The sequence below is a fragment of the Deltaproteobacteria bacterium genome, from assembly GCA_022340465.1.
Taxonomy (GTDB): domain Bacteria; phylum Desulfobacterota; class Desulfobacteria; order Desulfobacterales; family B30-G6; genus JAJDNW01.
Map to the genome: position 1 here is coordinate 56,653 of JAJDNW010000061.1, position 22,413 is coordinate 79,065.

19 protein-coding genes are annotated in these 22,413 nt (G+C 57.2%); 11 read left to right on the top strand and 8 right to left on the bottom strand.

Going from position 1 to position 22,413, the window contains the following annotated elements:
* Positions 1-14: 14 nt before the first annotated feature.
* Positions 15-806: a YkgJ family cysteine cluster protein gene (locus tag LJE94_09745; GenBank protein MCG6910389.1), complete on the bottom strand. Its 792-nt coding sequence runs from the start codon at positions 804-806 to the stop codon at positions 15-17.
* A gap of 298 nt (positions 807-1,104) precedes the next feature.
* Here LJE94_09745 and glpA point away from each other — a divergent pair, with 298 nt between their 5' ends.
* Together glpA and glpB are read left to right on the top strand one after the other, a co-directional pair.
* The gene (gene glpA, locus LJE94_09750) at positions 1,105-2,700 is read left to right on the top strand and encodes an anaerobic glycerol-3-phosphate dehydrogenase subunit A (protein ID MCG6910390.1); all 1,596 of its coding nucleotides are present in this window, start codon (positions 1,105-1,107) and stop codon (positions 2,698-2,700) included.
* Positions 2,701-2,703: 3 nt separating this feature from the next.
* Entirely contained in the window at positions 2,704-4,032 is a 1,329-nt protein-coding gene (glpB, locus tag LJE94_09755; protein ID MCG6910391.1) for a glycerol-3-phosphate dehydrogenase subunit GlpB, read from the top strand.
* 17 nt (positions 4,033-4,049) lie between these two features.
* On the opposite strand, the gene LJE94_09760 is transcribed toward glpB, so the two are convergent.
* Positions 4,050-4,217: a hypothetical protein gene (locus LJE94_09760; protein MCG6910392.1), complete on the bottom strand. Its 168-nt coding sequence runs from the start codon at positions 4,215-4,217 to the stop codon at positions 4,050-4,052.
* A 407-nt stretch (positions 4,218-4,624) separates the two neighbouring features.
* Between LJE94_09760 and LJE94_09765 the strand changes: the two genes are divergently transcribed.
* The 8 genes from LJE94_09765 to LJE94_09800 all read left to right on the top strand — a co-directional run bounded on the left by LJE94_09765 (position 4,625) and on the right by LJE94_09800 (position 13,462).
* Positions 4,625-5,428: a transporter substrate-binding domain-containing protein gene (locus LJE94_09765; GenBank protein MCG6910393.1), complete on the top strand. Its 804-nt coding sequence runs from the start codon at positions 4,625-4,627 to the stop codon at positions 5,426-5,428.
* A gap of 303 nt (positions 5,429-5,731) precedes the next feature.
* Positions 5,732-6,886 carry an extracellular solute-binding protein gene (locus tag LJE94_09770; GenBank protein MCG6910394.1) on the top strand — a complete coding sequence of 385 codons (1,155 nt, stop codon included), beginning with the start codon at positions 5,732-5,734 and terminating at the stop codon, positions 6,884-6,886.
* Between the two features lie 60 nt (positions 6,887-6,946).
* Entirely contained in the window at positions 6,947-8,050 is a 1,104-nt protein-coding gene (locus LJE94_09775; protein MCG6910395.1) for an ABC transporter ATP-binding protein, read from the top strand.
* An 83-nt stretch (positions 8,051-8,133) separates the two neighbouring features.
* A complete protein-coding gene (locus LJE94_09780; protein ID MCG6910396.1) occupies positions 8,134-9,054 on the top strand; it encodes an ABC transporter permease in 921 nt (306 codons plus the stop codon).
* Positions 9,051-10,235, top strand: coding sequence for an ABC transporter permease (locus LJE94_09785; GenBank protein MCG6910397.1), 1,185 nt, complete (start codon positions 9,051-9,053; stop codon positions 10,233-10,235). Before LJE94_09780 ends, LJE94_09785 begins: the two co-directional genes overlap by 4 nt.
* Positions 10,236-10,240: 5 nt before the next feature.
* Positions 10,241-11,476, top strand: coding sequence for an MFS transporter (locus tag LJE94_09790; protein ID MCG6910398.1), 1,236 nt, complete (start codon positions 10,241-10,243; stop codon positions 11,474-11,476).
* A 55-nt stretch (positions 11,477-11,531) separates the two neighbouring features.
* Positions 11,532-12,719 carry a beta-ketoacyl-[acyl-carrier-protein] synthase family protein gene (locus tag LJE94_09795; GenBank protein MCG6910399.1) on the top strand — a complete coding sequence of 396 codons (1,188 nt, stop codon included), beginning with the start codon at positions 11,532-11,534 and terminating at the stop codon, positions 12,717-12,719.
* Between the two features lie 11 nt (positions 12,720-12,730).
* Positions 12,731-13,462, top strand: a complete 732-nt coding sequence (locus tag LJE94_09800; GenBank protein MCG6910400.1) for a hypothetical protein — start codon at positions 12,731-12,733, stop codon at positions 13,460-13,462.
* A gap of 82 nt (positions 13,463-13,544) precedes the next feature.
* Here LJE94_09800 and LJE94_09805 read toward each other — a convergent pair whose 3' ends face one another.
* Both LJE94_09805 and LJE94_09810 read right to left on the bottom strand, forming a co-directional pair.
* Positions 13,545-14,381: a polysaccharide deacetylase family protein gene (locus LJE94_09805; protein ID MCG6910401.1), complete on the bottom strand. Its 837-nt coding sequence runs from the start codon at positions 14,379-14,381 to the stop codon at positions 13,545-13,547.
* Complete coding sequence (locus LJE94_09810) at positions 14,368-17,460, bottom strand: MMPL family transporter (GenBank protein ID MCG6910402.1); 3,093 nt, start codon at positions 17,458-17,460, stop codon at positions 14,368-14,370. The genes LJE94_09805 and LJE94_09810 overlap by 14 nt, the downstream gene beginning before the upstream one ends.
* 135 nt (positions 17,461-17,595) lie before the next feature.
* On the opposite strand from LJE94_09810, the gene LJE94_09815 reads away from it, so the two are divergent.
* Entirely contained in the window at positions 17,596-17,955 is a 360-nt protein-coding gene (locus tag LJE94_09815) for a hypothetical protein (GenBank protein ID MCG6910403.1), read from the top strand.
* 247 nt (positions 17,956-18,202) lie between these two features.
* On the opposite strand, the gene LJE94_09820 is transcribed toward LJE94_09815, so the two are convergent.
* The 4 genes from LJE94_09820 to LJE94_09835 are packed head-to-tail and all read right to left on the bottom strand — an operon-like array spanning position 18,203 to position 22,384.
* A complete protein-coding gene (locus LJE94_09820; protein ID MCG6910404.1) occupies positions 18,203-18,550 on the bottom strand; it encodes a hypothetical protein in 348 nt (115 codons plus the stop codon).
* 45 nt (positions 18,551-18,595) lie between these two features.
* On the bottom strand, positions 18,596-19,948 hold the full coding sequence (locus LJE94_09825; GenBank protein ID MCG6910405.1) for a radical SAM protein: 1,353 nt from the start codon (positions 19,946-19,948) through the stop codon (positions 18,596-18,598).
* Complete coding sequence (locus LJE94_09830; protein ID MCG6910406.1) at positions 19,945-22,140, bottom strand: beta-ketoacyl synthase chain length factor; 2,196 nt, start codon at positions 22,138-22,140, stop codon at positions 19,945-19,947. The genes LJE94_09825 and LJE94_09830 overlap by 4 nt, the downstream gene beginning before the upstream one ends.
* Entirely contained in the window at positions 22,127-22,384 is a 258-nt protein-coding gene (locus LJE94_09835) for a phosphopantetheine-binding protein (GenBank protein ID MCG6910407.1), read from the bottom strand. The genes LJE94_09830 and LJE94_09835 overlap by 14 nt, the downstream gene beginning before the upstream one ends.
* Positions 22,385-22,413: the final 29 nt, after the last annotated feature.

Genomic DNA, 22,413 nt, shown 5'->3' on the forward strand with positions numbered 1-22,413 from the left:
AGAACCATATTTTCTCATTTCTTCTTTGCCGACGCCCGGGCCTGCTCCTCCGGCGACGATTGTTTGAAAAAAATATCCTTGAGCCAGTTGATCCCGAAGTTGAGCAACTCGATATCGTCGTTTCTGATCTTTTCCAGGGTTTGCGCATCGACCTCGAAACGCTGAAGGAAGGTGCTTTCAAAGACAAACTCCCGGAACTTGTCGACGTTGTAGCTGACCATGAAAAACATCTCTTTGGCCTTGTCTGTCAGCTTGATGTTGGGCGGGAACGAACGCTTTCTGACCACTAAGTCGGTCCAGTTGCGGTTGATCTCGTCGTGGATGTCCACGCCCTGGTCCTTTCGCCATTCCTTGACCGTCCATTGCCGGTCCTCTTCAAAACCGAGACAGTGGGACTCGTTGACGAAAAAGTAAAACCCCTCCTCATCCGCGCCCTCTTTATGACTCAGCGTGGCCACCCCCAAAGGGTAATAGCGGCAGGTTGTCGGTCGGTCCTCGTACAGAATGCAGCCGTCCTCCCTCAAAAAAGGACAGGATTCCTTTTCACCGTCCACCATTTTCAGCGTTACGATCGGCAGGTCGGTTTTTTCTAAAAGATGCGGCTCGGTGTAGATGGCCAGAAACTCCTGCGACGAAAGCTGCAGTCTCTTCTTCAGCCGGATGATGTCATAGGGTGTCAGGGTGATGCGAATGCCGCTGCAGCACTTGGTAAAACATTTCACGCCTTTGTGGCACTCAAATCTAAACTTGCTGTCGGGGCCGAGTCGAACCGGTTCGATGTTGGCCGCTTTTTCCGGAGTATCCATGATGCTTCCTTTCAATAAAGAAATCCCGGTTGCCGGCAATTGAAGACCCCTGCGGCAAGCTGCAGAGAACGCGCCCGCAATCTCCGTTCAAGACAACCGGTATCAGAACATATTCATTTTACCTGATTTTGCAACCGGACCAACCCAATTTCCCGTTGAATCCGGGTGCCCCGACGGTTTTCGCTTTCTAAACCCCGTAACAATATGCTATAATTTCACTATCATCTAATCCAGGCGTTTCAATTTTAAGAATTCAAACGGATAGAATTCATTGTAACCTACGAGACACCGATATCACATGCAGGCGGCATCGAAAAAATCATCGCGCAGGACACCACCGGTTTCCGGTGCGCTGCAAACCGAGGTACTTGTCATCGGCGGCGGTATCACCGGAGCGGGTGTGGCTCGCGATCTTGCTCTGAGAGGGATCGACTGCATTCTCGTGGAACGCTACGATATCAATGCCGGCGCCTCCGGGGCCAACCATGGCTTGCTGCACAGCGGCGCCAGGTATGTTTCCAAGGATGCCTCGGCGGCGGCAGAGTGCCGCAAGGAGGGCGCCCTTCTGAAAAAGTTGGCGTCGGACTGCATAGAGGACACCGGCGGACTGTTCGTGGCCATCGAAGGCGACGATGAACGCTTCGTGGCCGACTTTCCCCGATTGTGCGCCCGGTCCGGCATCGACGCCCGATCCTTACCCGTCGAGGATGCCCGCGAAATGGAGCCCCTGCTTTCCGACAAGCTCATCGCAGCTTACCGGGTGCCCGATGCCTCCGTCGACCCCTTCAAGCTCACCCTTGAAAATGTTCACCAGGCCCGCGCCCTGGGCGGCTCGCTGCTGCGTCACTCCGAAGTGACCGGTTTCGAAATCGATCGACACCGCATCGTCCGCACCAGGCTTAAAAATCTCCTGACCGGCGAGACCTTTTTCATCCAAGCCGACCAGGTGCTGAACGCTGCCGGCGCCTGGGCCAAAGAAATTGCGGCCCTGGCGGGGTGTTCTCTGAACCTGCTCTATTCCAAAGGAACCCTGCTGGTTACCCACAACCGCCTCACCCGGCAGGTGATCAACCGGCTGCGTCCCTCAAGCAATGCGGATATCCTCGTCCCCGGAGGCACCGTCTCCATCCTGGGGACCACCTCCATCCGGATCGACAATCTCGATGCCATTTATCCCACGGTGGAGGAGACCGACTTCATTCTCGAGGAAGGCGCATCCATGATCCCCGCCCTGGAAAAAACGCGCTTTATCCGCGCCTATGCCGGTGTACGGCCGCTTCTGGGTTCCTCGACGGAAGGGGACGACCGCAAGGTAAGCCGTGGATTTGCCCTTATCGACCACGCGGAAAGCGGCCTGAATAATTTTGCCACCATCACCGGTGGAAAGTTGACGACCTACCGTTTAATGGCTGAAAAAGCGGCGGATTTGATCAGCCAGCGACTGGGCGTCTCCACACCCTGTCAGACACGCACGGAGCCATTGCCTTCCGCAGCGGGTGCCAAGTGGACCAAACCGGGCCTTGCGCCCAGGATGTGGATAAAAGAGCATGCCCCCGACGACATCCTGCTCTGCGAGTGTGAGATGGTGCCCAAAAGCGTCGTCGACAACCTGATAAGCTCCATCCGCCAACAAAACGGCACACCGGACCTGAAGGCCCTGGGGGTGCGCAGTCGCATCGGCAAAGGCGCCTGCCAGGGGACCTTTTGCGCCCTGCGCACCGGGGCCTATCTTTACGACAAGGGTGAAGTGAAAGAAGAAGAGGGTCTGGACGGCATCCGGGCTTTCATTTCAGAGAGATGGCGTGGCATCCGCCCTCTTTTGTGGGACACCCCGCTCATCCAGGCGGAGCTTCAGGAAGCGATCTATTGCGGCATGTACGGACTGGAGCTATAGCATTTGACAGAAGAAATCGAGAGGCTGCAATTCCTGTTGGATACAAGTGCAGACAAAAAAGTCATTACGTGCGACCTCGCCGTTATCGGGGCCGGCATGAGCGGCATGGCGGCATCGCTCTTTGCGGCCGACCGTGGTGTGGATACCGTTCAGATAGGCATCGCCAGCCAGATCATCTTTTCGAGCGGCCTTCTGGACCTGCTGGGAGTCCACCCCGTGGAAACGGCCCAAACCTGGAAGGACCCGTGGAAAGCCATCGATCGGCTCGTGTCGGACCAGAGCGACCACCCCTTTGCGCGCATCGAAAAAAAACACATCCGTGAAGCTTTTGCGGAGGTGACCGCCTTTTTGGGCGATGCAGGGCTGACATATCGTTCCGACCAGGAAAGCAACCGTTTTGTGATAACCTCCCTGGGCACGCTGAAACCCACCTATTGCGCACCCGCAACCATGTGGAACGGCATCGACGCATTGCAGACAACTCCCCCCGGTTTAATTGTCGACATCCGGGGACTGCGGGGATTCAGCGCACGGCAGATAACCGAAACCCTCAAGCCCGTATGGCCGGGCCTGCGCCATGCAACGATCGCTTTTCCCGGCATGCACAAGGCCCAGGAGCTCTACACCGAACCCATGGCCAGGTCCCTGGCAGTGGCCCAAAACAGGCAGGCGTTGGCCGGGCTTCTCAGGCCGCTGGTGGAGGATGCCCGGGTTCTGGGAGTGCCCGCGATCCTCGGCATGCAGAATTCCCGGGATGTCCAGACGGATATGGAGGCGATGATCGGCATTCCCGTTTTTGAAATACCCACCATGCCCCCATCCATACCGGGCCTGCGCATCAGGGAAGCCTTCGAGACGAAGCTTCCCGAAAAGGGGGTCCGGGTTCTATACCAACAGCGCGTTTCCCGAATCGAAAAGACGGAAGACGGGTTTCTGCTCGAGGTCGGAAGCGACAAACCGATGGCGACCATCAAAACAAAGGGGGTCGTTCTGGCCACCGGCCGCTTCCTGGGCAAAGGCCTCAACGCCGATCGCAAAGTGATCCGGGAACCGCTTTTAGGCCTGCCGGTATATCAGCCCGGTGCCCGTCTGGACTGGCATCGGTTCGACTTTCTGGACCGCCGGGGACACCTGATCAACCGCTCCGGACTCGAAATCGACGGCCGCTTCAGGCCGGTGGATGCATCCGGAAAACCTATTTACAACAACCTGTATGCCACCGGCTCCATCCTGGCCCACCAGGACTGGATGCGTCAGAAGTGCGGTTCCGGACTTGCCATTGCCACGGCCTATGCCGCGGTAAAGGCCTTTTTAGAATCAGCCCTTGTTTGAACCGTCCTCATCGCTTCTCACATGACATGCAGGACATAGACGATGTGGCTCGTAATGTCACCTGGAAAGGTCTGATCGATCGTGTGGCCACCCTCGGCCGGTATCTGAAATTGCGAAGATTCCCCACCGACGAGAAATGGATTGATAATCGGCTCCTGATCCGGGCAGTAGGTCGTTTTCGTCATAGAAAAATTGGGCGACTGGGTCAGGTCGAGCGTCTCCCCCTTGGCCGGATGGTACGAGTTTTCCCGAAAAGGTAAAAACCGACCCTTTGGTAACCCCCGTCTGCAGCCAAACCTGCGAAGCTGCGTTCCAATAAAGCAACGGGAAGCGGCTGCCAGGACTCATTGCGCTGGACAAAGGAACCGTTATCGTCGCCGGCTTGAAAAAGGTGAAGCGGCAGGGGAGGGTGTGCCTGCAACTTTTCCGTATAGTTACAACTTGCGAATTGAATTCTCAATTTGTAAATTCTATTTTGTTGACCAATATCTTCAGCGCTGCCAGCATCCTTGCAATTTCCAGCCTAAACCGGTATGTCGCTGAAGCGACATTTCAAGTGGATTATATTAACATCTATTAAAGGAGAAACCTGATGAAAAAGACTCTAATGTTCAACACCATTCTATCGATGGTTCTGCTCGTGTTCATCACCACCGCATCGGCAGGCCCCGTCATAGAGCGCATTGTCAAAAACGGCAAGCTCGTTGTCGGCACCTCCGGCGCCCAGCCGCCCCTGAGCGCCACGGACAAAAACGGTGAAATCATCGGCATGGACGCGGATATCGCCCAACTGATCGCCCACAACATGGGCGTGAAAATCGAATTCAAAACCATGCCCTTTGCCGACCTTTTGCCGGCCCTTTCAACAGGCAGCGTCGACCTGGTGATCTCAGGCATGACCATCACGCCCAAACGGAACATGGAGGTGGCTTTCGTCGGACCCTACTACATCTCCGGAAAAGGCATCCTGACGAAAAAAAAGCATCTCGACGCCCTGCAGGGGGCAGCCGGACTGAACCAGGCCCAATTCCGGGTGACCGCCCTGAAGGATTCGACCAGCCAGCGGTTTGTGGAAAAGGAAGCGCCCAAGGCCAAGCTGATCCCGGCCACGTCCTACGATCAGGCCATCCAGTGGCTTTTCGATGACAACGTCGATGTGCTGATCGCCGACGCCCCCTTCTGTGCGCTTACGGCCTTCCGGTTTCCGGAAAAAGGCCTCACCGCGGGCCAGGACCGTCTGACATTCGAACCGTTGGGGATCGCCGTCAAGGAAGATGCGCTCATGATCAACTGGCTGCAAAACTTCATGCTCGCCTTGAATGGCAGCGGCGAACTGAAACACCTGACGCAAAAATGGCTGCAGGACGGGTCGTGGATCTCGCAGCTGCCAGAGTAGGGGATCGCAACCCGTTTAAAGTACAACATTTCCTGCTGAAAACAGCTCTGCCAGCAGAACCCAAGTGAAGGGTGGCATCTTTCGGATGCCACCCTTCTTTGTATGAAAACTTGACAAAGTTTTAACACGACTCTAATAATTAGATTATATGTAGGTCACTTTCCCTGCACCCATTAAAGCGCCTTCAGTTAAACGTATTGCCGGTGGAACACATAAAGGCATGCCTTGTGACGCTGTTATACAAGACGGTTGCTTGCCTTTCATTCTGTTCACCATTGACCTCAACCAAAGGAGGATACAGACATGAGCAAACCCAACAACCCCAAAAAAGGCATCAGCCGCCGTGATTTCGTCAAGGGAAGCATGGCTGCGACAGCCGCCATGGCGACCGTCGGACCGTGGGTTATCAGTTCAAAGGCCCTGGCCTCATCCGGAGAACTGAATGTTTTGATGTGGTCCGATTATCTGCCCCCTGACTGGATAGCGGCTTTCACCAAAAAAACCGGTATAAAGCTCAACTATACCGGCATTGGGTCGAATGAAGAGATCATCAACAAGATGAAGGCCACCAAAGGGGAGGGCATCGACATCTGTTCTCCGACCAATGTGCGCTCCGGACAATGGGTCGATCTGGAGCTGCTGCAGCCTTGGGATTACAGCCGCATCACCAATATTAAAAATGTTAACCCTTCAATGCTCAAAGTCGGCGACACCGAGTGGAACTTCGGCGGCAAGGGATCCCACTGGCTGCCGCACATCTGGGGAACGGAAGCCATCGGCTGGCGGACGGACCTGTGGTCGCCCCAGGGCGGCATCCCCAGCTATGGAGATGTTTGGTCCGATGAAAACAAGGGCAAAACCATGATCCGCCCCCATTCCGGCATGCTGGGAGCCGGACTCTACATGGAAACCATCGGCGAGCTGGAACCCGGAAGCATGTGGAAAGCTTACAGTGGTGAAGACGTAATGCGAAAAATCTGGAAAAAGGTGACTGACTGGTGCATCGCCCATAAAAGCCACATCAAGCTGTTCTGGAATGATGCCGACAGCCAGAAAAACGGCTTCATGAATGACGGCGTGGTGGTCGGCCAGACCTGGGACGGCCCCCCGCTGGCGCTGAAAAGTGCCGGCGAACCGGTTACCTATCAGGCTCCCAAAGAGGGGGCTCTGGCCTGGGTGGACGGCATGGCCCTTTCCAAAGCCGCCAAGAACGTCGACCAGGCCTACGAATTTGTAAAGTTCTGTTACATGCCGGAACCTGCCGGCAAGGCCATTGACAAGCACGGCTACAACTCCGCCGTCATGGGTGCGGATAAATATGCCAGCGCTCAATACAAGAAAAATTTCTCGGAAGCATATCCCGGCGATGCCTTGTCCAACCTGAACCCATGGCCGGCAGAACCGCAGTGGTATGCGGATGTCAGAACCGAATTCCGCAATAAATTCGTTAACGCTTAACCTGGACCCCAAGAGAGGTTTCCACCGGAAACCTCTCTTGTTTTTTCCGAAGGAAAAGAAATGAGCGCCGATGTCAAGTTCGATAACATCTGGGTAAAATTCGGCAGTTTCGTTGCCGCCCGGAAAGTCAATCTACACATTCAACAGGGAGAGTTTTTCACCATATTGGGCCCTTCCGGATGTGGTAAAACAACCCTTTTACGCTGTGTATCGGGATTTCAGACCCCTTCTGAAGGCCGTATCTACATTGGAGGCAAGGATATGGCTGGCATCGGTCCCAACAAAAGGCCCACCGCCTTGATCTTTCAGAACCTCGCTCTCTTTCCCCTGATGAGCGTCAGAGACAACATCACCTTTGCCCTTGAGGTAAGAGGCGTCAGCAAGGCCAAGCGGCTTAAAAAGGGTGAAGAGCTGCTGGATCTCATTGCCCTCCCCGATGAAGGCGACAAATTCGTCAACGAACTTTCGGGCGGCCAAATGCAACGGGTGGCCATTGCCAGGGCCATGGCGGCGGAACCGGACGTGCTTCTGCTCGACGAACCGTTGTCGGCACTGGATTTACGGCTGCGGCAACACATGCGGACCGAACTGCGGACCATCCAGCAGCGGGTTGGTATTACCTTTATCTACATTACCCACGACCAGGGCGAGGCTTTGACCATGTCCGATCACGTAGCCGTGATGCGCGAGGGCTGCATCGACCAGATCGGAGAGGGCACCACCATTTACGACCATCCCGAATCCGCTTTCGTGGCCAGTTTCGTGGGCGAAAACAACATGTTTCACGGAAAGGTCAGCCGGGTGGAAAAGGGCTATAGTTGGGTCGACACCCCCCACGGGTGCTTTCGCGCCAAAAGCGCTGCAACGAAAAAAGGTACGCTTTCAGTGGGGGATAGCGCCTACGTGTTCATCCGGCCGGAATCCCTGAAATTTGCCGCCAACGGCGATCATGAAAACCGTGTCACGGCCGGCGTCACCCAGGCCGAATTCGAAGGCAACTTCTGGCAGGTCTATTTTACCTTGCCCGGCACGGAAGAAACCATCAAGCTTTCCATGGTCAACGACGGTCACGCCGTCGACAAAAAAATCGGAACCCAGATCGACCTGGGATTCGATCCTGAACTGGCTATTGCGCTTCCCGAAGGACCCTTGGCTTCCGAATAGCGTCAAATACCTGTTCGTTACGGAAGACGCCTTTATACTGCCGACCGGCCTACTGGAAACAACTGATTCGAGGGTTTTTTCGAATGACATACTGGAAACAATTCTTTCAAAAAAACGGTAAAATCCTGAGTGCCTATATTCTGATTGCCTGTTTCTTCTGGATGGTGGTCATGATCATCCTGCCACAAATTTTCATGATCGACTTCTCCTTTAGGACCAACGTGCCCCCGCCCAAATGGGGCACCGCGGAACACGCTTACACCCTGGAACACTACAAATACATGGTCTATGGCAGCGCCAAGGCCCAACAATCCTACAATGTGGTGGACCTGTCTGTTTTTTTTCGCACTATCTGGGCCGCCATCCTGGTAACGGTCATCGATCTGTCGCTCTGTTATCCGGTGGCCTATTACATTGCCCATGTCGCCAGGGGCGGGTGGGCACGGTTGATGGCCATCGCTCTGATCGTACCTTTCTGGATCAACGAGATCCTGCGCGCCTTTGCCTTCAAGATCATGTTCGGGTCTACCGGTGTGATCAACAACTTTCTTCTCTGGACCGGCATCCTCACCCAGCCCTATGATTTCATTCGCAACAACTGGGCCCTGTGGGCAGGATTGAGCTATGCCTTTATACTGCTGATGATCTTCCCCATCTACAATGCCGTGGAAACACTGGACACAAACCAGATTGAAGCCGCCCGGGATCTGGGATCCCCATGGTGGCGCATTCACTGGCGGGTGGTGATCCCCCATGCCAAACCGGGTATCAGTTCGGGCTGTACCATGGTCTTCATGCTCACCGCCGGCACGCTGGCAGCCCCTCAGATTCTGGGAGGACCCAGCAGCCTGTGGTTTACCCAGATCATTTATCAAGCCTTCAACCAGGCCGGCAACTGGGCCAGGGGATCTGCCTATGCCCTCGTTCTACTGATCACCTGTATCTTGTTTGTCTTGTTGGTGATGAAGATATTCAAGGTCAAACTGGGAGAGATCGCACGTTGAAATCCTACCACATCAGCCGCTTTTTCACGGTCTTTTTCGTGCTCGGCTTTTTTGCATTTTTGTTCGGACCGCTGATTCTGATGAGCCTGACGGCCTTTAACTCCTCGTCTTTTCCCAGGGTAACGCCCTGGGAATGTTTTTCCGTGGAATGGTTCTCGGTATTGTCACAGGACACACGGCTTTTGGAAGGCCTGCGCAACAGCTTTTTTATCGGCATCGGCGTTGTCTGTCTGTCAGTACCGCTCGGGTTGGCCGGCGCTCTGATGCTGACCCAGGTTCGCGAGCGGATCCGGCCCTGGTATTACACCATCGTCATTTCGCCCATCCTGGTGCCCGGTGTCGTTTTGGGCATCTCCACACTGCTGTTCTGGGACAGGATTGGCACCATGTTCGGCATGAGTCGGGAATCCTTGTTCTATAATGGCATTTTTCTGACCATCATCGGCCAATCCACATTCATTTCCGCCTACACCATGCTGCTTTTCATTGCCCGCCTGCAGCGATTCGACCCGGGCCTGGAAGAGGCGGCCATGGATCTCGGGGCCACATCGGTCCAGGCCTTTATCAAAATTCTGCTGCCTTTTCTCAAGCCCACCATCGCCTCGGCAGCGGTGCTGGCTTTCCTGGCATCCTTTGAAAACTACAACACCACCGTCTTCACCATCATCTCGGAAAGCACCCTGACCACGGTACTGGCCAGCAAGGTGCGCTACGGGATCAACCCGTCCATAAGCGCTTTGGCGGTGATCATCGTCGGGCTGACCCTGTTCGGGGCGTCCATCTTCGAAGTGCTTAAACGACGCGAGCAGGCCGCTGAAAAGGAAAAACAGCTCGTGGCCAAAGGGCGTATTGAAAAAAGCACCAAAAAGCGCTTCATGGGATGGATATTGGACCCCGCCCTCATCCTGATCTTCCTGATCACGATCGCAGGCGTCGGCACCGTCTACCTGGCGGGAACCCTGGGGGTGGATCAGTGCAAGGCCCTGGTACACGAAGAAAAACAGAAAATTATACGGGAAAAGGTCAGACGGCAGCAAATGAAGGCCATGTTCAAGAGCGCGGTGCCCGGCAAGGATCGGCCGGCAACCCGGACACCCGAAAAAAAGGTCCGGGCCAAAGGCACGGCTCAGTTTAAAAGCGTGTTTGACGCTCAAAACCTAAAAAGTGCCGGCACGGAATAGTTCGATTGGGCCATTCATTTAATCGCAACCGTTCATTCCAGGACGAATTCCACCATCCCGCCCGGTACGGATGGATCGTTATCGCCGCCTGCACCATCCTCATGATGGCCGGTCTCGGCATCTACTATTCCTTCAGCGTATTCTTCAGTTCACTGCAGGCTGAATTCGGATGGACGAGGGCTCAGACCGCCAGCGTCTTCTCGCTGTACCTGGTGTTTTCAGGCATCTTCTCCATCGCCGCCGGAAGGGCGCTCGACAGGTTGGGCCCCAGGGTTGTCGTTGTCGTCATGGGCCTTGCCACAGGGTTGAGCCTGGTACTGATGTCCGGCATACATACCGCCTTCGAGCTTTACATCTACTACAGCGTGCTCCTGTCACTGGGAACCGGCCCCGTGTATATTATCGCCATGGGCACGGCATCCCAATGGTTCGTCAGGAAAAGAGGCACGGCCGTCGGCATCGTCGGCGCCGGGTCCGCACTGGGAACGGTCATTCTGTCGCCTATCGGCGCCTGGCTGATCACGGCTTACAGCTGGCGTCAAGCCTACCTGGTTATCGGTCTTCTTGCCGTTGCCGTCATGCTTCCCGCGGGACTGCTGCTGAAAAAGCCGCCCTTTGCCCCGGACCGCGTATCCGCAGCCGGCCTTTCAGGAGAATCCGCCCCCCGCACGGCACCGTTTTCAACCATGAAAATCACGGGCGCAACCAGTTTTCAGATCTTTTTCATCATCTGGTTCTGCTATTCCTTTTGCCTGCACCTGGTCATGGGGCACCTTGTCCCCAAAGCGGAGGATCTGGGTATGGACCGTATCAGCGCCGCCGCAACCATGAGCGTTCTGACCGCCACCGTAATACCGTGCCGTCTTTTCTCCGGCATCATCGCCGACAGGATCGACAGGAAAACATTTTTCGTCATCATGGCGCTGCTGCACATTCTGGTCATGGCATGGGCGACCTTTGCATGCCGCCCCTGGATGGTTTTCGTGTTTGCCGGCCTCTACGGTTTTGTCTACGGCGCCATCGATCCGCCTGTCATTGCTCTGGTCGGCGATGCCTTCGGCGCAGCGAATATCGGTTCCATCATGGGTCTTTTAATGGTGGCGTGGGGCCTGGGATCGGCAATCGGACCTTATTTCGGCGGTTTGGTCTTCGATCTCACAGGCAGCTACTCCCCGGCTTTCATCGTCGGCGGCCTGTCCATGGGCCTGGCAGCTCTTTACGGCTGTCGGCTGAAATTATGACGTTCCTATTTATTGCTTGTCATTGTAAGCTGTTCATGTTTTTTTCAGCCTTCACATGCATACGACACCCGACAAAAGCACATCGCAAGCATCCGAAAAGGTCGTGGTAACCGCCACCGCCCTGGTAACCGCTCTGGGCGACGACATTGAAACCGTGTGGCAGCGCCTTTTGAACCGGGAAAGCGCCATCCGGCTCATCGCGCGTTTTGACGTGGACCGGGAATGTTATGCGGCCAAGGTGGCTGCGCTGATTCAAGACCTGAAACGTCGGGGCGATCGCTCGCTTCTAATCCCCCTGCTGGACCGCCTCATCGATACGTTGGGAACGGTTCCGGCCGATGCCGCCCTGATTGCCGCCACCATCAAATCGGGCATCGACAATCTGGAATCGATCTGCCGCGGCGACCGGGCCGCTTTTGAAGATATATTGTTGAGCGCCCTTGGCAGGCAAATCGATCAATCGGCGGGACCGATGAGGGCCAATTCCGGCGGGCCGGCGGGCAAACCGGTATGCATCAGCGCCTCCTGCGCCTCTTCGGCCATTGCCGTAGCCCAGGGCGCCGCCATGATCACAAGCGGGCTGGCAGATGCCGTGCTGATTTGCTGTGCAGACATTGTCACCGAATATGTTTTTTCGGGCTTTTCCTGTCTGAAAGCGCTCTCGCCGTCACCCTGCCAACCGTTCGACCGCGACCGGCGGGGTCTTTCGCTAGGGGAAGGGGCCGCCGCCCTTTTGCTGATGTCTGACCGCAGAGCGAAAAAGGAAGGGCGCAACATCCTGGGAACCATCCGCGGATGGGGTGTCAGCAACGATGCCGCCCACATCACGGCACCTGCCCGCGGCGGGAAGGGGCTGATTCAGGCCGTCGATGACGCGCTCAATGCAGCCCGTATCCCCACCGGAGAAATTGCCGCTATCTGTGCCCATGGCACCGGCACCGTTTACAACGACCGCATGGAGCTGGACGCCTTCGGCCATGTTTTCGGCCGGCGCAAACTGCCGGTTTTTTCAGTGAAGGGCTCCCTCGGGCATATGCTGGGTGCTGCAGGGGGGGTAGAGATCATCCTGAGCCTCAAAGCGCTGGCAGCCGGCACGGTACCCCCGACCGTCGGGTTCCAAAACCCCGACATCGGCGCCGCGGGGCGGGTCAGCGCCGATGCACAATCGATTGCAGCCGGTTGCCTGTTAACCACCAATTCGGGCTTCGGCGGCGTGAATGCCGCCGTTGTGGTCGGCCGTTAGGGGATGCTTCTATGAAATCGATACGGGCGGACATAACCGGTATCGGCTGGGTAACCACAGCCGGTGCGGGACGCGGCAGAGTGCAACGGGAATTCGGCATGCCGCGCGGCACATTGCCGGATATCCGGCCGGAACTGGTTTTTGACAGACCCTATCCCAACCTGAGGCGCATGGACGCCTATTCCCGTTTGGGCCTCACCGCGATCGGCCTGGCATTGAAGGACGCCGGCCTCGACGCCTGGTCCGAAAAACGCACCATCGGCATCGTTTCCGCTACCGTTCACGGTTGTCTCGGCGCCGACATAAATTATTACGAAACCGTCATTCCCGATCGAGGCGCCCACGCCAGCCCAGCCGTTTTCTCCTACACATCCGCCAACAGCTTTTTAGGGGAAGCCGCTATCCATTTCGGCCTGACCGGCGTCAATTTCGTGCTTTCCGAAGAGATCCGCACCGGCCTGTCCGGTATATCCTCGGCCCTATTGCACCTGGCCGGAGGGAACACGACCGGCATCCTGGGCGGTTTTTGCGACATCGGTTGTCCCGACCTTTTCAAGCAAAGGGATACGGTTTCACCCGCAGCCGTCTTTTGCATGCTGCAAAACGGCGGAGACAACCCGCGGCCGTCTTTGGGTTCCCTGACCCTGTCTTCAGAAGGCGACCTGCTCTTGAACGACAGCCCTGTCGACGATCTGTCCCTGCTGGTCAGGCAATGCCTGGCTGCCAACACCCTGTTTGATTAAGAATCTGGCAACCTTCATCATCAATCCGGCGGGCACAAAAAAGGCATCCTTTTGATATGCCGCCTTGCCACCTTTAGGTTGATCAACAGCGCATCATGACCGGCCGCCCGATCAGGTCGGATAGGGGCATCACCGCCAGGCCTTTTTTTTCGAGACCGTCCAGGATGGCTTCGACCTCTTTCAACCAAAGGGGAATCATGTTTTCGTCGGGGGGGCGTCTGTCGTGCAGCAATACGATGTCGTCGCCATGAATGCGTCTTAAAACCCGTCCTGAAAGGTTGCGGAGGCGACGGTTACCGCCATCCAGCGGGCGGCGGCTGAAATTGACCAGAGTCATGCCGGTTTTCAAGAGGGCCGACCCCAGCCTGGGGCTGACAATGCCGACCGGCGGTCGGTAAACCAGCGGTCGGATACCGCGCTGTCTTAAAACCACCTGCGTAGCTTCGATATCTTCAATCACGGCAGGAACGCTCTTGAAAAAGATGCGCGTACTGTGCCGGAAGGAGTGGTTTCCGATCAGGTGGCCGTGCCGGACGATGCTCTCGGCCAGTTCCGGATGGTTCCGGACATTTTCACCAATGACGAAAAAGGTGGCTGTTACACCGCGCCTTTTCAACAAGTTCAGCAAAACAGGGGTCGTCAATGGATCGGGACCGTCATCGAAAGTGATGGCAACCGCATTTCTCCCGGAACACCCCCGGTAAACCACGGGCGCATAAAAGCTGAAGCGGGGAAAAAACGGCGCCGCCAGACACAGCAGCAGAAATCCGGCCAGCAATGCCGCCGCAAGGGTTGCGTCCACCAAGGTCAGGATCCCCGCCAGCAAAAATGCCGCCAGGCCTATTTTAAGGGCCGGGGAGCCCCCGGGTACACAGCGGTCCGCGGCTTTCAAGACCGGATCGATGTTATGCTCCGGCATGTCGCCCCCCTTTTACGGCCACCAGCCAGCGAAGCTCCCCTTCACCGCCCGACACGCCGGCATCCTCCACCGTGAATCCGGCGTTCCGCATCAGGCCTTCGAGCGCATCGACCGTCCTGTAAAATGACGGTGTGCGGTTGATTCTGAGTCTCAGTTCTTCGATCCGGTAACGCAGGGGCGCCCGCCCCTCCGGCGGAACCGTACCCCTGAAAATCAGGCGGCCGCCCGGCCGCAGGCGTGCAAACAGACGTTGCAATGTCAGCTGCAACGCCCCGTCATCGAGGTAGTGCACGATGTCGAGCATGATGACCAGGTCTGCCGGCTCCTCAAGCTCCGGAATCTCCGGGGCGCCGGCAACGTGCATGAAAGCTCTTTTCCCGGCAGCGGCTGCCGCCACCCGAATTCGATCGGCATCCGGATCGATGCCGACCACCTCGGCTTGCGGAAACCGCTCCAGGAGCCAGCACGCCTGCACGCCATAGCCACAGCCGATATCCAGGATGATCCGAGGCCCTTTGCAAGCATCCAGGATACCCGGCAGTTCGTAAAACATGGGGTCGAGCCGCATTTTAAAACGCGCAAATAACCGTGGATACGCCTCGAGCAAACGATAACGCGCCAACACCCGTTTACGAACGCCGCCCTTGTTGTCTCCGGCTTTTGCACCGTGTCTCATGCGATGCTCCAAAAGCGGCGGCAGGATGAAAAACGTCCCGACCAGGGCATAGCCGATTCCGAAGAACAGCGTCGTGCCGGCGCTTTTCAACAGGGTGTGGTGGGCGGTACTCAACACCCCGAAACCGATGAGGGTCGAGGCGCCGGCCAGAAAAACCATCATGCGGATCAGCCCGAAATAGGGGTGTGCGGCCTCCCCGTAGCGCTGGTAGGAACGCACGAAAAACAGCGCATAATCGATGCCCATGCCGATGACGACGATGGCCAGCATCAAGGCGGGAATGTCCAGGGCCTGTCCCGTCAGTTTCAGCGTCCCCAGGGTGCATATAAGGGCAAAAACGACCGGCAGCAGACTGATCAGCGTCAACTTGACGTCCACAAAATAAAACAGCAGCAACCCCACGACGCTCAACCCGATAATGATCAGCATCTTGGTGAATGTGGTAAAGAGCAAGCCCCCCAACCGCTGCGAAAAGAGCACCGGATCGTATATCTTGGCAATCCCGGCGTAGCGCTTCAGAAAGGTTTCCGCCCGGTATTCAGCGCCCGTGGTCACGCTGCTGATCTGTGTCCAGGATTGCCCGCCGGGTGTATGGCGAATGCCCACCAGGTCGAAATACTTTTCCGGAACCGTCGCCGGCGCACCCGAGGAAGCCTCCTCGAAGGTTTTAAGCGTCAGCATCTCGAAAAAGGGCTCGAAAGCATCTGATGCAAAGCCGAGGTCATTGGCACCGTCCCTGAAAGCCTGCTTTAAAAAACTCACCCGCTGCACATGCCAAAATCGCTTCCAGGCGTCAAAATTTTCCCGCTGCCTCACCTCACCGGGGAAAACCATCGACGCTGCAAAGCCCGAGGAGAGTACCTCGGAATAGAGTTCCCTGGTCACCATCGCCGCCAGCCGATCGTCCTTGGTCTGAAGCTCGCCCAGGGTTTTCCCCTCGGTCATCAGGTAGACCCTGTCCATCCCCGCGCCCCACACCCTGGAAATCATTTTTTCCGCCTTTTTGGTTTCCACGCTAACCGTGTTCATGTCCTCAAGGCTGATGTTGAAATCGGGCTTGGCGAAAAAAAGCATTATCAAGGCCAGCGCCAGCGCAGCCACCAGTCCCTTGCGGCCGGTGTTGGACAGCGCGTCCACTACCCCTTTAAGAGGCATTCTCCGCGTCCGGGCCGCTGGCATTTCGGGAAAGATGCGTGGAAATACCGTGTGCACGAAAAGGAACGAAAAGCCGACCCCCATGGCTGTAAAGCGGCCCAGTTGCTCCAGAATGGGAAATCCACTGAAGGTCAGGGCCGAAAAGGCACCAATGGTCGTCAGGGCGGCCACCAGGCCGACGGCCCGGACCTCCCGGGAGGCATCTTTGCCGAATGTACGCCGGGGCCGGTCCAGAAAAAGAAGATAGGCGATGCCGTGATCGACCGATATGGAAATGATGGCCCCGCCGAATCCCAGAACCATCAGGGAAATGGTTTTATAAAACAAAGAATACGCACAAAAGGCGGCCGTCGTTCCCGCGAGTGCGGGCAGCAGGGACAGCACCCCCAGATAAGGCCGCGGAAAGCTGATAACCAGCAGTAGAAGGATGCCCATGGTCGCCAGCAGGACGGCATTGCGCACATCCTTTTTGGCTATCTGCTCGTTGTCCAGAGCGAACCGGTAGGCACCCAAAGGGGTAAGGGTAATCGTCGCGTTGGATTCAGCGTGGGCTTTTTCCAGCGTTGCGGCAAGCGTGTCCAACAAGGCGGCAATCTGCCGTCCGACACCGGTGTCGGTGCTCGATGCAGCCGTCTCTGCGACCACCATCACGTGACGTCCGTCACCCGAAATCACCTGGCCCTCATAAATCCTGGCCGATCTGACCGGCGCCAGGTCTGCCAGCCGGGACATGACGATCTCTCTCATGCCCAAAGGATCCCTGGCTATAAATGCCGCCTGCCCGATGCCGCTGAGATCATAGAGGGAGGTTTGAACGGCGGCCATTTTTTTCCGGACCGCCTGCCTTTCGATCAACGGCGCCACCTCATGCTGAAGCATTTCCTCTGAAAACAACAGCGGCAGGTGCTGCCACACATGGTAAGTCAGGTCCGGCAACAGGGACTGAAACGCCTGCAATCCGACCTTTCTGAACAACCGGCTCTGACGCAGATACACTTCGGCGCGTTGGCCGCAATCGACCAGCAGGGCCGTATCTTCCACGTTAATGGCGATATCGATGACGAGTTGATCCTGGATCGGGTGGTTTGAAAAAACGGTGAGGGCATCGGCGACCACAGGGTCATTTTGGGGCAAAAGACCGACAACGTCGGCCTCGATGCCAAGGCGTGACCACCCCACAACGAAAAGCAGGGCCATCGACGCAAGGGTGATCGTCAATCGGCGCCAGTATGTTGCGGTTGCATTCATGGATTCCCGAAAATTGATTGCCTGTTTCTGAGGAATGACGTAATAAAAGCGAGTTCCTCGCCTTTATGAAACGCGACATCAATCGCCGCGCCGTAACCTGAGTCGAGCGTTTCAACCCGCAGGAAGACTTGAAACATGAGCATCATGGAACGTATATCCAGAACCGCCTACGTCCGATCCGCCGTTGCCGACAGGGCCGATCTGAGCGCTTTCAGAAAAAAGCCCTCGTTGCGCATCCTTGTGGGCATCGCCATCCTTTGTTTCAGTTATGTCATCGCCTGGCCCGCCATCGCCGTTTTGGGCTATTTTGCCGTTGCCGACGACAACGCCTGGCTGCTCGCCGTCGGCGGACCCTTACTGTACGGGTTTTCCCACCTGGTGTTTCTTCTGGGCATGTATCTCGCCGGGTACGACTACACCAAAATTGTTCTTCGCTGGGCGACCCGGGTAGTCATGGAACGATGGATGCGCGGACACGGTGGTCGGGGCCGTTGATCCCCTGTTTTTGCCACCCAAGGGGCTCATGGCACGCGGCGCGGGTCTCACCCTGGAAATATGCTGTTTTGATATCACCGTAACATGTAAATTCTAATTCCCAATATCGACATTCGGAACCAATCCAAATATCAAAGAACCTAATGAAAGAAGCCAAAATGACCGATGGATACATCTATCTCTGAATCATTTGAATTTTTGTCATTCGATATTGTTCAGGATTTCGATGCCGATCTAAGCGAGCGCCTCATGATTCGGCATAATGCACCACCCCGCTGCAGACCGCTTCATTCCGTATCGAGATGCGAAAAGTAAAAACCGCTGCATCTTTTTTAGACGGCGCGACAATGATTGTCAGGGGGTCGTCGGGTCGGACGATGCGCTTGAATCGTATCCGGCTTACGCTCACTAGCTTCAACTCGCGGCCCAGGGCCCTTGCAACCACATCGTGCACCATCCCGATCTGAGCCACCCCTGGAAGAACCGGCTCCTCCGGAAAATGGCCGTCAAACCACGGTGACGTCGGCGGGACGTGGGTCTTCGCCCGGATTTCACCTTTTGCGCTGCGCGTTATCTCTTCCAACTGATACCACATATAGCGTCATCAAACCCTATAACCCGCTTGGCCGCCGTCCCGGGGTCAGCTCAATTTGATCAAATACTCCCACATGGGACCGGTGTGACCGCGCTTGTAGAGGCTACGAATAACCTCAGCCGTTTCTTCTCCACCGGAGCCGGTAACCCAATTGATGCGGCCTCCAGCCCGGGCCTGCAGCCGCTCCACTATCTCCCCGGTACCGACGGTAGGGGGCCTGTAGAAAACCGGTTCGAGGATACTCCGCCCCTCTTCGACCTGTCCCTCCGCAAGGGCAATGCGGTAAAGCTCGGTTCCCGGATATATCCGCATGCCGCAAAAAAAGAAAAGCGCCGCTTTTTCAAGCGTATCCACCTTTTCCAGTGTTTCAGCGAGTGTCCGCCTGGTCTCGCCCACCCCGCCCAGCAGGAAATAATGGGCCACATACAGGCCGGCATCGATGGCTTCGCGATGAACCTTGAACACCCTGCGGTCCCTGAAAGGCTTGCGATAGGATGCCAATACCGAATTCGACAACGAATCCGTTCCAAACTCCACGTGCGTCAAGCCGGCCTCGGCCATCCTGTCAAAATAACCATCCGGCTGCTCCAGCGGGGTGAAAAAAGCGCCCCAGGGTATGGAAACCCCGTGCTTTTTAAAGGCCCTGGCCACGGCCAGACTGTGATCGATGTCGCTGTTGAACACCGAATCGGTGACAAAAAAATACCGGGCCCCTTGCTCCTGCAGCCTGCGAGCCGCCCTGGCGGCTTCATCCGGATTCGTCAGCCTCAACCGGCGGCCCTCGATGCGGGGATAGGTGCAATAAATGCACTTGAAATGGCAACCGCGCTTGGTTTGCAGGTTCAGCATCCCCCCGTTTTCAAGATAAAACGACAGGCAGTCCGGATGGGTGTCCAGCCTGCGGGAGATGTCACCTTCCCAGGGTTCCGGGACGACGGCCTGGCTGTCGACGGTAATGACGCCGGACAGGCCTCGAGCATCCCGGCCCGCCTCGATGGCGCTCAACAGCGGCCCCAGTCGTTCGCCCTCGCCCACGACACCGAAATCGGCACCCAGGGCCTGCATGGTTTCGGCCGGGAAGATGGTGAATCCGCTGCCTCCCAGTATCAACCTTGCCCGGCTGTGGCGGCGGATGGCCGCCACCAGGTCGCGGTATTGACCGATGAAGCCCCGCGGGTCCGTGGTGTCTGTATTGTCTATGTTGCGCAGGGAAAGCCCGATGACATCCGGCGAGAAGGCCTCGATCGCGGACACGACGCCGGCCAGACCGTCCATGCCGTTCATGTCCACGATGCGTACGGCGTGCCCTTCGATAGCGCCGGCCACGTAGTCCAGTCCCAGGGGGTATACCGGATAAGGCTCCTTCAGCGTATTGGTAGCTATGAGTAGAACCTTCATGCGTTCATCACCTCGATGGCGGTGACGCACTTTCCCAAACCCAGCACCAGCGCCCCTTTGTCGGCCAAATCGGTATCACGTCCGTTGGCGAGCACCGACGGGATATTCCCCTTTTGCAGCATGTGCAGCGCCATGACCACCGCCACGGCCGAGGCGGTGGCAAACTCTCCCGTGTGTTTGCGATAATCGATGATCGTTCCCCGATACCCCGTCATCTCGATCAGAGCAGCGAGCTGCTCTACCGCCTCGCTTCGGACGGCCGCCGGCAGGCCGGCCAGAATGACGCCATAGCGTCGATCGAGGGGCCGATGCTTTTCAAGCGACGCCAGGAGACGGGACAGTATATCCGGGTTGTTGCGACCGGTTTCAAAAAAAAGCGGTTGGACGCTCGGGCCGGATGAGAGCTTGCCCCTGGTCAGATACAGGGCGCCGCCGCCGTCCGCGGGATCATCCGCCATGGCCACCGAGGGGTCGAGCCGCTGAGACAGCGTCGGGTGGTTTTCATCGGCACCCATCACCAGGAAATCGTCCTGGCCGCTGCCGGGCATCACAGCCGCCACGGTCAAGGCCTGTTCGAACGAATAATCGCCGCCCGTCATGGTCAGGTTGGCGCCGGTGGCCTTAAAATGCATGGCAACCTGGCCGGCGGCAGCATTGTGAACCGATCCCACAAAATCGGTCGGACTGGGGAACTTTTCACCGGTTTCAAAAAGGCGCCTCAAAAAGTCGTTCGTTTCCGACAGGGCACCCCAGCCGGTTCCCATGAATACGGCCGTCGGTGGTCTTTTCTTCGAAGGGTTCGGACAGGCATCCGCGGCCAGCGAAAGGGCCAGTCGCGGAAAGCGCTTGAGCCGCCGAACCTGGCCGGATGCCAGGCCGGCGGCGATTTCTCCTGAATTCAGTACCCCCCCGCAGGCCCTCCCTTGTTCGAGGGCGATCATGGTTTCCCGGGTTTTACCGGCACCGGTGATACAACTGTGGCCCAAAACGGTCATGGGCACTGTATCCATGCAATGGTTCCGGCCCTTTCCTTTTCCCGGAGCCCCCATGACAATGGCGGCGTTGCCGCCGCCGAATCCGAAGGAGTTGGACAACACGGCGCCGACGCGTTGGCCGGCCGGCCGCAACAGGGGTGTCAGCATCAAGGCGGGATCCGGTCGCATGCAGCCGGCATTGGCCGGCACCATACCGTCTGAAATGCAGCGGGCGGCAATCACGGCTTCGATGGCGCCCGCAGCGGCCAGACTGTGCCCGGTCGCGCCTTTCACCGAGGAACACGATGGCGTTTTTACGCCAAAAAGTGCCTGAACCGCCCTTGCTTCGGCAACATCGTTGTCGCGTGTGCCTGTTCCGTGAAGATTGATATAATCGATCTCGTGTGGATGAAGCCCCGCATCGGACAGGGCCTCCCGCATGGCCTTGAGCGCGCCCGTTCCCTGCGGTTCGGGAGCGGCCGGATGGTAGGCGTCACAGGACAACCCGCCGCCCAAGAGTTCGGCAATGACCGGCTTTGGCTCGTCGGCCGTCAGCAACAGCATGCCCGCCCCTTCACCCACCGACATGCCCCGCCGGTCTTCATCCAGCGGGCGGGCACCTTCGGGATCGATAAGCTGCAACGCATGGAACCCGTGGTAGGTCAGGCGGCAGAGGGAATCGGCCCCACCAGCCAGAACGCGTTTGGCCATGCCCGAACGGAGCATGTTCAGGGCAATTTTCAGAGCGGCGGTTCCCGATGAACACGCCGTCGAAACCGTCAATGCCGGTCCTTTGCACCCGTATCTTTCCGCCAGGTCCTCGGCTACGGAACCGACCGCGTGCCAGCGATACCGTCTTGGGTCCCGCTCCTCGTTCGCCAGCAGGTGTTCCGTACGCAACAAACCGCCGGTGGTCACCCCCATCACAACGGCATCGGGCGGCTTCTGGCCGGCCGCCATGGCCTGGTCCCCGGCCAGCCGGGCCAGTTGATGGGTGCGGGGAGGATCCCCTAGCTCGCCGCACCAGGGGATTTCACCCACCGGCAACGGCTTGCCTGAAACGGTTGGAAAAAGGGTCAAGGGGCGAACGCCGGTGCGGTTGTCCGCCAGGGCCTCGCGGGTCTGCGCCCATCCAATTCCAAGCGCCGAAACGATACCCATCCCGGCAACGTAGGCCCTCACCGTGGCCGGGCGTTTATTTCGGTTATCCAGAGGCATCGGCTTGGATGTATTCGGCCAGGGTCCGCAACGTGGCAAAAACCTTGACACCGAGCTCCCGGCTGTCGATTTTGATACCGTAGTCTTTTTCGATCATGATCACCATCTCCAACACATCGATGGAGTCGATTCCCAAAGCTCCCCCCACCAGTTGCTCGTCGGGATTCAGGTCTTCCGGCTCCACATCGGGCAGGTTCAGTACATTCACGATCTTGATCTGAAGTTCTTCAATTAAATTTTCCATCTTGTCCTGCAACGTCCTCAACGCATAAC